The sequence below is a fragment of the Microcoleus sp. PH2017_24_DOB_U_A genome, assembly GCF_020738205.1.
Classification (GTDB): Bacteria; Cyanobacteriota; Cyanobacteriia; order Cyanobacteriales; family Microcoleaceae; genus Microcoleus.
In genome coordinates this window covers 1-12,667 of sequence record NZ_JAEQCT010000146.1, presented here as the reverse complement: position 1 = coordinate 12,667, position 12,667 = coordinate 1, and the positions used below count along the sequence as shown (strand labels likewise).

The following is a 12,667-nucleotide window of genomic DNA, read 5'->3' as shown; positions in this document are numbered from 1 at the left end:
GAGCAGGGGTAATGCCCAACTTCCTTTTTCTTCAGGTATCCACGCAATGGTACTGTACCCCTGCCCCACAATTACACCTCTTTGATATTCATGGGTTCTGTCTTTTAATGTTTTGGCATCTGCTCTCTCCCATGCAGTGTGGTCAATTGCTACTAATATGTGTTCTGTTGGGGGTGTTTCTTTCTGTAATTGCTTCAGATACAACTCCATGAGTTTTTTCCGGTCTGGTCTTGTGTCTTGTAACGCTTCGTAAACGCTCTTGCATTGACGCTTGAATAATGGATTGAGCGAAAATTCCGGCTCGAATGTTGCATCATTGGCTTTCACCAATAAATCGTATGCTGCTTGACGAAAGTCCTTTAATCGTTCACTGTTCATTTAAGGAGTGGATAGGTTTTATTTTTCACCCTCATTCTCTCCCAGCGCGGTGGCTCTAGTTCTTCTTTTGCCACCGTTCTCATCTTTGGTTAGTCTAAACTACAGTCAACCAATTATTTCTGGTAAAAAAACGCTGCCACCGCCAATTAGTAAGGCTCTCGACACCCCGGGCGCCTCCCTTAATAAGGCGGGAAAAGAGTATTTTTAACTTAAAGTTCCCCTTAAGAATGGGGATGCGAGGGGTATATGGACTCTGCTATAAACGAGAGAGACAAAGGTTTTATACCAATTTTTTATGAGGCTGCTCCCGAATTCCGATCACCCTGGCACCCCCCTTGATAAGGGGAGTAGGGGGTGGGACAAGATTCCGATCAAAGTCCCCCTTCTTAAGGGGGATTTAGGGGGATCGAAATATGTGCAACTTCACATTAAATTGGTTTTAGACTTAAGTTGACACCCATGGTGCATAGTATTATTTGGTAGCAACGCGCACCTCACTGAAGCGAGCGAACTCAAACACATTTTTAAATTTATGATTTATGAGAATTGTTAAGAAAAATCATAATTGTAAATTTTTACCTGTTAGGTAACAGGTAAGGATATCTTGGAAAGGTGACGTTAACAACCAGGTCAGTATGTCTTCTACCAAACCAAAGATTATAGTTCTCGATGACGATCCCACAGGTTCTCAAACCGTGCACAGTTGCTTGCTGCTGACACGTTGGGACGAAGAAACCCTGCGTTTGGGACTGCGGGACAAGTCCCCGATTTTTTTTATACTGACAAATACTCGATCGCTAACTCCCGAAACAGCAGCCTCCGTTACCCGCGAAGTGTGCCAAAATCTCAAAAGGGCGATCGCGATCGAAGAAATCGAAGACTTCCTAATCGTTAGCCGTTCCGATTCTACCCTGCGCGGTCACTATCCGATCGAAACCGATGTAATCGCCGAAGAACTCGGCCCCTTCGACGCTCATTTTCTAATTCCCGCCTTTTTTGAAGGAGGCAGAATTACCCGCAACAGCGTGCATTACCTGATGGTTAACGGTGTCGAAACCCCCGTGCACGAAACCGAATTTGCTAAAGATTCAGTCTTCGGCTACCATCACAGTTACCTGCCCGACTACGTAGAAGAAAAAACCCAAGGTCGCATCCACGCTGATACAGTCGATCGCATTTTACTCGCAGACATCCGCTACGGAAGTTTAGATAGATTGATGGAGATGACAGACAACCAATGTGCAGTTGTTGACGGCGAAAGCCAAGGCGATTTAAACACATTTGCCAAACACATTCTTGATGCAGCCAGTCAAGGCAAAAAGTTTTTATTCCGCAGCGCGGCGAGTATTTTAACATCCTTAGCTGACCTCGGCAACCAGCCCGTAGCAGCCGACGAAATGGCAGAATACGTGAAAGACGGCAAACCGGGTGCAGTAATAGTTGGTTCCCACGTCAAGAAAACGACCGATCAATTGGAACGCTTGTTAGAAGAACCCAATACAGTTAGCATTGAAATAGATGTATCTCACTTAGTAGAAGATTCGCCAGAGTCTCGCGCTCAAATCCTCAATGAAATCCTCGAAAAAGTTCGCACTGCTCATGCAGATAGCAAAACGCCTGTAATTTATACCAGCCGCCAGGAACTAGAATTTGAAAATGCTGAAGTCCGGTTAAAATTTGGTGCTGCTGTTTCTGCTTTGTTGATGGATGTCGTGCGGGGACTGCCTGCTGACATCGGTTTTTTAATTAGCAAGGGCGGGATTACTTCTAATGATGTGTTGAGTACAGGTTTGTCGCTGAAAAGTATCAGGCAAATCGGTCAAATTATTCCAGGTTGTTCTGTTGTAAAAACCGAGCCAGATCATCCTCTATTTCCCGATTTACCAGTCGTTTTGTTTCCTGGAAATGTCGGTGACAGTAATGCTTTGGCTACGGCTTACAAGCGACTCAGCAAGCATTCTAGCTAGTTGAATCGCTGGCTTAACGAAGATGAATTGAGTTCTATTCAGGGAACACACATTGATATCAACCTAACCCTAAAACAGTTGAAATATTTCGTTGTCTACTCGTTTCTAGGCTGTGCCTGGTAACACAGTTCCGGAGGAAGAGCCTCCTTAATCCTGTGCCGAGGCAGAGCAAGAGTGAGATAGGTTCCCAGGCACAGCCTGGGAACCAGTTAAATCATCTCCAAAAAATCTTTGGCTGATTGTCTCGTTGCTAAATCCGCTCTAATATGCTATGGTAAAAGGTCTACTATTAAATAAAAGCAATCGCCAGCTCGACAAATTGCCCCTGGACAGCCACTATCAAAAAAATCAAATATAGAAAAAAAAAATCAGGTAGCCCTCTACATATAGAGCCAACAGCGCCATAGCTACTGCTATCAGTAGCGTTTCCAGCTTGTATCGACCTAAATGTAAAAATTTTATAAAAATGTTCGCATAGTAATTTTTAGCTGAAAGGATTAGCATATAAGGGTGCCAGAACATTATCATCCACTAAACTCATTAAAAGATGGTCATTGGTTCAAGCTGATCTGTGGGGCGAGCTTTCAACACCTGCCGGCGGTTCGGAATCTCACATTGGCTTACACCTTGGCAGGTGCTGACTGTATTGATGTCGCGGCAGATCCCGCCGCCGTCGCAGCAGCGAAAGAAGCCCTACAAGTTGCCAGCGAATTACAGGCAAAAACTCAAAACCGCAGGTTTGGCGGCAAAGGTTTGCCCTGGCTGATGGTGAGTTTGAACGATGGGGAAGACCCGCATTTTCGCAAGGCCGAATTCAACCCAGCCGATTGTCCGGCGGACTGCTGGCGGCCCTGCGAAAAAATATGTCCAGCCTCCGCAATAGTTTTTCAGAGTGCTGGTAGTGGTTTTTCCGGGGTGATAGACCAGCAGTGCTATGGCTGCGGTCGCTGTCTGCCTGTTTGCCCGAGCCAATTAATTTACACTCGTTCTTACGTGTCTGCTCCGGCCGCGATCGCACCTTTAATCTTGCAATCCGGTGCGGATGCCCTAGAAATCCACACGCAAGTAGGCAGAGAGGCAGATTTTGCGAGACTTTGGTCGAGCATAGATCCCTGGGTAGATCAACTTAAAGTAATAGCAATTAGTTGCCCCGATGGAGACGGTTTGATTGATTATTTGCGGACACTCTATCAAATAATTTCCCCCCTGCCTTGTCCCCTAATTTGGCAAACCGATGGTAGGCCGATGAGTGGAGATATTGGAATAGGAACTACTAGAGCAGCGGTCAAACTCGGTCAAAAAGTTTTGGCTGCCCAGTTGCCGGGATACGTGCAACTTGCAGGCGGCACTAACGATCGCACTGTCAGCAAACTGAGAGCCTCTGGACTGCTTTTGGATGGCGGGAAAAATTTGTCAGTTCCTCCTGTCCAATACATTGCAGGTGTAGCTTACGGCAGCTATGCCAGGGTTTTGCTATCGCCAATTTTAGAACAATTAGAAACAATGCAGACCGATCGAGCTTCTGCCGTTCCGGTAGCAGTCCCTTGCGGCGCAGCCGAAGTTCAAACACCTCGGTTGACTCAGCTCGAAGCCGTCCCAGAACTTCTCTCGGAGGCGGTGAGTTTAGCTCGTTCTCTAGTTTCCCAGATCAAAAGTCAGTTGACAGTTGACAGTTGACAGTTGACAGTTGTCAGTTGTTAGTTGTTAGTTGTTAGTTGACAGTTGTCAGTTGTTAGTTGTTAGTTTTTAGTTGTTAGTTGTCAGTTGTTAGTTGTTAATCAAAAAAACTGAAAACTGATAGCTAACAACTGTAGTTTGCGATTTCGCGATCGCACTTGCACCCAGGTGAAACCCGGTTTCTTACTATATTTCTCGTTCCTGTTCGCAAAACTCGTAGAAACCGGGTTTATAACCCCACGCGTAATCCACGAACTGTCAACTGTCCACTGTCAACTGTCAACTGTCCACTGTCCACTGTCAACTGTCAACTGTCAACTGTCCACTGTCCACTGTCCACTGAACCGAACACACCGAGGCGAATGCAGATTACAGACGACCTCAGCAGACTATTAGACATCGTGCCAGATGAGATCCGGCAGCCCTTAGAGCAGCACCCGCAGCGCAACAATCTCATTGAGGTTGTGATGGATTTGGGCCGTCTACCAGAAGCTCGTTTTCCATCCTTGGCCGAACCTCTTTCCCAAACACCAGTTTCCAAAGCAGACCTCAGCTATTGTATCGATCGAGTCGGCAGCTTCGGCGGCGACAATCGAGCCGGTATCGAGCAAACCCTGCACCGAATTAGCGCCCTTCGCAACCGCAGCGGCGAGATTATCGGCTTGACTTTGAGGGTGGGCCGCGCTGTGTTCGGGACGATCGGCATTATCCGCGATTTAGTGGAAACCGGTCAATCAATTTTGATGCTCGGCCGCCCCGGAGTTGGCAAAACCACGGCTTTGCGGGAAATCGCCCGCGTCCTCGCCGATGACTTGGAAAAACGGGTGGTAATCATCGACACCTCCAACGAAATTGCTGGAGATGGAGATATCCCGCATCCGGCGATCGGCAGAGCTCGCAGAATGCAAGTTTCGCGTCCCGAACTCCAGCACCAAGTCATGATCGAAGCAGTGGAAAACCATATGCCGGAAGTGATCGTGATTGACGAAATCGGCACGGAATTAGAAGCTTTGGCCGCTCGGACGATCGCGGAAAGGGGCGTGCAATTGGTCGGTACCGCCCACGGGAACCGGATCGAAAACTTGATGAAAAATCCGACTCTGGCCGACTTAATCGGGGGCATCCAAGCGGTGACGCTGGGAGATGACGAGGCCCGGCGCCGCGGTTCTCAAAAGACAGTTTTGGAACGCAAATCACCGCCAACTTTTGAAATTGCGATCGAAATGCTCGAACGCCAGCGCTGGGTAATCCACGAACGAGTCTCAGATTCGATCGACAGCCTGCTGCGGGGACGCGAACCGAACCAGCAAATCAGAAGCGTCAGCGACAGCGGAGAAGTCACGATCGAGCGCGAGTCAGCATCTCCCCCCGTCCGGTTTCCAGGGATGCCAGCTTCCGCCTCAGGCCCCGCTGCGGTATCAGCAATGCGGCCCGTCACGCCGATTTCTGGGTGGCGGAGTGCCGGGAAAATGGTGCCGATGCCCCCTCAAAACGAGAAATTCGCTGCTGCTACCGCTGCTAACAGCGCGCCGGTACTTCCTGAGACTCGGTATTTCGAGCAACTCCTCGAAGAATCCCTGTCCGTGGAACCTGTACCGCAGCAACGGGGTCGTTATTCCCAGAATGTCGGCCCTAACGGCGAAGATTTGCCCCTCCACGTTTATCCTTACGGCATAGCTCGCCACCAGCTCGAACAGGTGATTTCCACCCTGAACCTGCCGGTGCAGTTGACTAAGGATATTGAAAGTGCTGACGTGGTGTTGGCTTTGCGATCGAACGTGCGGAACCAGTCAAAATTGAGGCACTTGGCCAAAACTCGCCAAGTTCCCCTGCACACAATCAAAGCTGGGACTATTCCCCACGTAGCGAGAGCTTTGCGGCGCCTGTTGGACATGGACGACCCGGGCACCCCGGAAGTGGCAGACCTCGCCTTATTCGCCCGCAGCGGTACTTCTGACGAACTCGAAGCTCTTGAAGAAACCCGCTTGGCCGTTGAGCAAATTGTCATTCCCAAGGGACAGCCGGTGGAACTCTTACCCCGTTCTCCCAATGTCCGCAAAATGCAGCACGAACTTGTGGAACACTATCACCTGAAATCCCACAGTTTTGGGGAAGAACCCAACCGCCGCCTGCGGATTTTTCCAGCGTGAACAGCCCTATATCTAGAATCGGCATCATGTAGGGTGCGCGGGGCGCACCTTACCCCTTGAAGGCAGCAGGTAGAAGGCAAACGGCCGAATTTTTTTCATGTTGCTGTCTGTTTTCTACCTGCTGCCTTCGATCTCAAGCGGGCTCAATTAACCATGATTCTGGTAGCGTGGTACACTGCGTAGACCAGAATCTTCTGGTATATCGACCGCACGTGATATTATTTCCGTTGCTGTGATTTTTGTGTGTAAGTGCGATCGGGCTAATTCCCAATTTCCAACCCCCAATTCCCAACCCTCAATGATGACTAATGACTACTGACTAATTCCCAATTTCCAACCCCCAATTTCCAATTCCCAATGATGACTAATGACTGATGACTAATGACTACTGACTAATTCCCAACCCCCTATAATAACAGATTATAAATAAACATAAAGCGGTTATCAAAAAAATGAGGTATGCCCGATGCCCGATGCCCTATGCCCTATGCCCGATGCCCGATGCCCTATGCCCGATGCCCGATGCCCTATGCCCGATGCCCGATGCCCTATGCCCGATGCCCGATGCCCGATGCCCTATGCCCGATGCCCTATGCCCGATGCCCTATGCCCGATGCCCGATGCCCGATGCCCGATAGTACCTCATCTTTCTGAGAAAGGCTATATTTACCAGAGTTGACATGAATGATGCAGAAATTCAGCTATTTATTGAATTAATTGCCGCTCACACGGGTTTACAAATTCGCCCGCAAGATCGATCGGGTTTGTCTCGAAAAATTTTGACTCGAATGAAAGCTTTAAAAATAGCATTTCCCGACAAATATTATCAAATCTTAGCCGCTTCGAGTCCGGAAAGTCAAAATGAATGGCAGGAACTAACCTTGCTGCTGACAACCAACGAAAGTTATTTCATGCGGGACAAAGGACAGTTTTCGCTCCTAGAAAAAGTGATTTTGCCGGAATTAATCGCACGCAAAATAAAATTGCACGAGACATTGGGAATTAAGCCAAGACTGCGAATCTGGAGTGCTGGCTGCTCGACTGGTGAAGAACCTTATTCTTTACTTATTATTTTAAAACAACTAATTCCTGATTGGGACAAATGGAAAATTTTAATTTTAGGTACTGATATCAATCAAGCAGCAATAGAAAAAGCCCAGCGAGGAATTTATAGCCCTTGGTCTTTTCGCTTAGTTGACCGGGAACTGCAAAATCGATATTTCTCTCAGCGGAAAACCGATTGGGAAATAGACCAGAACTTGCGCCAATTTGTCAGCTTTAGATCTGTAAATTTAGTGACAGATAATTTTCCTAATATTTACACAGATCTTCATAACATGGATTTGATATTATGCCGAAATGTTTTTGTTTATTTTGAAGCTCAGTATATTTCACAGGTATTGAAAAAGTTTGCCAAAACGCTAAGACCTGGAGGATATTTAATGACTGGTCACGCTGAAATTCACAGTCACGTGATGAACGATTTTCAACCAAAGAGTTTCCCGGAGTCGGTTGTTTATCAAGCCAAGAATGTCCTAGAGGAGGAACCAGGTAAAAAAAAGTCTTTGATTGTACCAGAATCTAAAACAAAATCGGCGTTTGGGGAATCGGGAAATAAATTGGAATTGGGCGACCATAGCGGTCAGTTGCTACCGAGGAAAGGGGAAACGGTGCCAGCTAGTTTTGCTAACGGCAATTTTGGGGATGTCGGGTCGCTGTCGCTGTTAACAGCAGGTACCGGGCTGGGAAAGATGCTGCGAAGTCGCTATTTAGAGGGCGATCTGGCGAACAAGAAGATATCTAGTTTATCCCCAAAAATTGCAGCCGAAAAAGCTGATAGCAAAACGCCTCAGATGCTTATATTAGAGGCAAAAGCTTGTTTAAAAAATAAAGCTTATTTTGAGGCAATTGATAAAGCAAAACAGGCGCTCCACCTGCAATCTCAAAATTTTGAAGCTGATTATTTGCTCGCTCAAATTTATGCAAATTTAGGCCAGTATTCTCAGGCGGTAGAATACTGCAAGCGAGCTAGTAAGCTAGATACTATGTCAGTATTTCCTTATTATTTGCAAGCTCAGATTGCTGAAGAACAGGACGACTTGGAAACCGCTAAAATATATTTAAGAAAAGTTATTTATCTTTGCCCATCTTTTGTTTCAGCTTATCTCGAATTCGGGAATATATACCATAAAGAAGGTAAGCTAAATATAGCTATTAAAATGTACAAGTCATCTTGCGATATTCTCAAACAACTGCCGCCCAATACTCCGATCGAGCAACAGGGAAAAATGACAGCGAGTCAAGTATTGATTGATGTTCAAAAAAAATTGGTAAAATTGTACAGCCAAAAAAACTGACGCACTGGGAAAATCTAAAAACCTGGTTTTTTGTGGGTGTGTCGCTGCCAAACCGAATGGGTGCATCTCAATTTTGAAGCCTGAAGAAGCATGACCGCATATAAGTTATTAGTTATAATCCTATATTGACTACGGTCATGCTTCGCCCCTACAAACATATTTGACAAACCCAGATGCACCCAACCGAATCCGATCGCATAAACCATGTGTTTTTTGCAAGTCTTACTAGATAAATTGTCAGAATTAATATGGAAACTAAGCCGTATCTTATATTTGAACATAACGGTTTGCTGTGCGGCGTAGAAGTCGGCTGCGTTAGAGAAATTTTCTTTCTCCCGGAGTTGACACCGATCGCCGAAGCGCCTCAAGATATTGTTGGGGCGATCGATCTTAGAGGATCCATTCTGCCCGTGATGGATCTAAATCTCCGTTTTGGGTACGTTTGGCAGGACTATTCTGTCACAGATAGTGCGATCGTCATAGAATGGCAAGAAATTCGACTTGTCATCATTGTCGATCGAGTTAACGAAGTTAAGCAGATCCCCGCAGATGCCATAACTCCCCAGCTATCTTACGGGCGAGACAACCCAGAAGCCCCCCATCATTTTTTAGCTGGATTTGCCCGCTGCGGGGCCGATATGATTATGCTGCTGGATCTCGATCGGCTAATTCGATATTCTCCCGACAAAACAGAAGCCCAAATCCCAGTGTCTGCAAGCGATGCAGGACTGTCAGCGGCATCCGGCAACCTAGAAACCGCCAATTTGCAGTTAGAAATAGAGCCAAAATTGTTAGTGGAAGATACTAAAGTTTTGGCCAAAATTCACGTTTTTTGTCCGAATGCTACAGCCCAAGAAAAGGCGATTTTTCGAGATAGGGCCCAGAATTTGAGGCAGCAGGGCGATCGCGAAAATTCCGCAGCAATTGATATGTCCCTCGCCGTAGTTGTTTTAAACAGCGAATACTTTGGTATTAACCTAGCTGTAGTGCGCGAATTCACTGACATTCGCCAAGTAACTCCAATTCCTTGCACTCCCGATCGCATTATTGGCAACATGAATTTGCGGGGCGAGATTCTCACCCTAGTGGACATTCGGAATGTTTTAAATATGTCAGGCGACACAAAATCTCTCTCAAAGGCGATCGTTGTTGAAATTGAAGATTTGGTCGCCGGTATAGTCGTTGACGAAATCTTAGATATTATACATTTAAATGTGGCAGAAATTGCGACTATTCCTGCTGCACTAAATTCAGCCAACCGCGAATATCTTCGAGGCACCGCTTTTTACGAGGAAAAACTTATCGCTGTTCTGAACTTGCAGAAACTATTAACAAAAGGAGGAGTTGCTGTTGATGAGGAGGTTTGAAGAAAGATTTTACCATAAAGAATTGTTTGAAAGCCTCTCCCCGATCGGGAGAAACTAAAATCCGACTATTCATTACTCCAATCCTCTTCCTTCTAGGTAGAGGTCGCTCTCAAACTGTCAACTGTCAACTGTCAACTGTCAACTGTTGAAGGCCAAATCGGAATCGCACCTGCAAAAACGATGTCAGCGCCACCCGAAACTAAAGAAAAGAGAGTAAGAGAACAGAATTTGCTATGATACTATTTTCTACTGTCACTGGACGGCATCAGTCCCAGAAGTGGCTGGCCCATTTCCGTTGCCAACGCCGGACTCCCAACCACTATCGCAGGATCGCAACCTTAGTAACGCAAATGCTATCTTAAATTAACGCAAAAATATGTTTTTATCCATTAAAAAACTAAATATTAGAAACAAGATGCTCGTCGGATATCTAGCGCCAGCAGCTATTTATTTAGGGTTGCCAGTCTTAGTTCTCGTTACTACGAGTCAGGTTTTTGAGACTTTCAAAAAAGTGGAAAGAGTAGAAAATGTGATCGGAGAAACAAGTAATATGTCCGTAGGTACGGAGCAAATGGTACGGGGAATGCGCGGCTATTTAATTAATAAAAATCAGCAGTTCTTAAACGATTTTAAAACAGGTGCAGACTTGGCTCGCCAGTCAGGGATCAATCTAGGGCCGATTGTTGAAAATTCCGAACAAAAAGCCCGTTTGCGGAGAATGTTGGATCTGGTCAAAGAATATTATGATGGTTCTAACGAAATAGTTCGCTTATTTCAGCAAAATCAGACAGCCGAAGCCCTCGCTATATTTAATACAGGCAAGTATACCAAATTTGTGAATGAATTCGTGGAATTGAACCGGGAATTTCGGGAAACAGAATTAAAGATTATTAAGCAAGAAACTAAAATCACGAAGGCATCTTTAAGCTTTTTGGTATCGACGCTGGTGTTTGGTTCGATACTGCTACTGCTGCTTGGCGCCACTGTTGCTTGGCTGATTTCGTCAGGAATTGCTCGAACTATCGATCGCACAATTAGTTCGATCGCCAGTTCCTCCGCCCAGATTGCCGCCACAGTTGAAGAACAGGAACGAATGGCAAGCCAGCAAGCAGTTTCAGTCAATGAAACTACTACAACAATGGACGAATTGGGTGCATCTTCTAGGGCGACTTCACAGCAGATAGAAACTGCCGCAAGTCAAGCAATGCAAGCTTTAACTTTAGCTGGTGGCGGTACAAAAGCTGTGGAACAAACCTTAGAAGCAATGGCAATACTGAAAACAAAAGTGCAGGATATGCAAGGACAAATTATGCAGTTGAGCGAGCAAACCGATCGCATTGGCAATATCTCAACCGTAGTCAGCGACTTAGCAAATCAGACTAATATGTTAGCACTAAATGCTGCGGTGGAAGCAGTGCGAGCCGGCGAACACGGCAAAGGGTTCGGCGTTGTCGCCTCAGAAATTCGCAAACTTGCCGATCGCAGTAAAAAATCTGCCGCACAAATAAATCTCTTAGTCGCCGATATTCAGCGCGCGATCAACTCAACAGTCATGGTGACAGACGAAGGAACTAAAACGGTAGAATCTGGCGTAAATATTGCGGAGGAAACTGCCGCAGCATTTGCTGGAGTAGCTGATGCAATTAACAACGTAGTTTTGAGTTCTCAGCAAATTTCGCTGAATGCCAAACAGCAAGCAATCGCGATCGAACAAGTGGTGGAAGCGATGAACTCTCTCAACCAAGCAGCAGCACAAACAGCTTGCGGTATCACTCAAACTAAAATTGGCACTCAAAAATTGAATGAAGCTGCTTTAGATTTAAAAGCAGTTGTTTAGCATAGTTATAAGTTCTGATAGTTTGAAAACAAAATTAAACAGTAAGTCTGTATTCTCAGCCCCGATACTCATTAGTCAATCCCAATTATTCAATCTAAAATCTAAAACGGTGCATCTCACGCAAGGCGAATATATCCGTAGGGGCGAAGCATGACCGCAGAAAATATGGGATTACAACTAATAACTTATATGCGGTCATGCTTCGCCCTCTTCAAAAACCAGATGCACCCATCTAAAATCTCAAGTCTCAAATGGTATGAGTCATTAATAATTATGAAAAACCAATGAAAAAAATGTCTTTAAGAATTAAAGCGATTGTTTTTGCGATCGCCCTCGGAACAATTCCCGTAATTTTAACTGGGGCAATAACTTTTTTCTTAGCCAATCAAAGTATCACTAGCTATGTAATTAATTATCAAGAAACGCGGGCGCTCGCTACTGCCAATGAAGTCAGCAATTTTATGTTAGAACGCTACCAAGATATCAAGCAACTAGCAAGATTAAGCATACTTAACGACCCCAGAGTCAGTCAAACGACTTCAACCATTCAAAAGGAAGCCATGTTAGATAAATATATAGAAGAAGACGAAGGCTACGACAGCATTGCAGTCGCCGATCTCAAGGGAAATACTATTTTGCAATCCCGTGGAGAAAAAATTGTAGATTTGGGAAAGCGGGACTATTTTCAGGAAGTAACAAAAACTAATCAGGCTGTAATTATGCAGCCTATAAAGTCAACAGACGGCAAATATGCCATTTTTACGGCGGCTCCGGTTGTGGATGTCAATACTAACGAAACTATCGCCGTCATCAGGACTCGCACGCCCATAACTTATGGCTCTCCTGACTTTATGGTGTATAATGTAACAAACAATACATTTACTGTCATGGACTTTTATTTAGACTATATATTAGACTTGCCTGGAGTCAAGAT

General features: G+C 45.6%; 8 protein-coding genes and 1 pseudogene. 8 read left to right on the top strand and 1 reads right to left on the bottom strand.

Going from position 1 to position 12,667, the window contains the following annotated elements; genetic code table 11:
- Positions 1–378, bottom strand: a 378-nt coding sequence (locus tag JGK07_RS30570) for a hypothetical protein (RefSeq protein ID WP_366934349.1), incomplete at its 3' end; no start/stop codon positions are given.
- A 635-nt stretch (positions 379–1,013) separates the two neighbouring features.
- Here JGK07_RS30570 and JGK07_RS30565 point away from each other — a divergent pair.
- The 8 genes and pseudogenes from JGK07_RS30565 to JGK07_RS30530 all read left to right on the top strand — a co-directional run.
- Complete coding sequence (locus JGK07_RS30565; RefSeq protein WP_293226260.1) at positions 1,014–2,345, top strand: four-carbon acid sugar kinase family protein; 1,332 nt, start codon at positions 1,014–1,016, stop codon at positions 2,343–2,345.
- A 510-nt stretch (positions 2,346–2,855) separates the two neighbouring features.
- Complete coding sequence (ldpA, locus tag JGK07_RS30560; RefSeq protein WP_293181628.1) at positions 2,856–4,022, top strand: circadian clock protein LdpA; 1,167 nt, start codon at positions 2,856–2,858, stop codon at positions 4,020–4,022.
- A gap of 362 nt (positions 4,023–4,384) precedes the next feature.
- On the top strand, positions 4,385–6,172 hold the full coding sequence (locus JGK07_RS30555) for a R3H domain-containing nucleic acid-binding protein (protein WP_293181626.1): 1,788 nt from the start codon (positions 4,385–4,387) through the stop codon (positions 6,170–6,172).
- 473 nt (positions 6,173–6,645) lie between these two features.
- Positions 6,646–6,810, top strand: a complete 165-nt coding sequence (locus JGK07_RS30550; RefSeq protein WP_293275101.1) for a hypothetical protein — start codon at positions 6,646–6,648, stop codon at positions 6,808–6,810.
- 42 nt (positions 6,811–6,852) lie between these two features.
- Entirely contained in the window at positions 6,853–8,529 is a 1,677-nt protein-coding gene (locus JGK07_RS30545) for a CheR family methyltransferase (RefSeq protein ID WP_293181624.1), read from the top strand.
- Positions 8,530–8,777: 248 nt separating this feature from the next.
- Positions 8,778–9,896: a chemotaxis protein CheW gene (locus JGK07_RS30540; RefSeq protein ID WP_293181622.1), complete on the top strand. Its 1,119-nt coding sequence runs from the start codon at positions 8,778–8,780 to the stop codon at positions 9,894–9,896.
- Positions 9,897–10,272: 376 nt separating this feature from the next.
- Entirely contained in the window at positions 10,273–11,733 is a 1,461-nt protein-coding gene (locus JGK07_RS30535; RefSeq protein ID WP_293181620.1) for a methyl-accepting chemotaxis protein, read from the top strand.
- 293 nt (positions 11,734–12,026) lie between these two features.
- Positions 12,027–12,667, top strand: a pseudogene (locus JGK07_RS30530) (hypothetical protein); the annotation flags it as partial.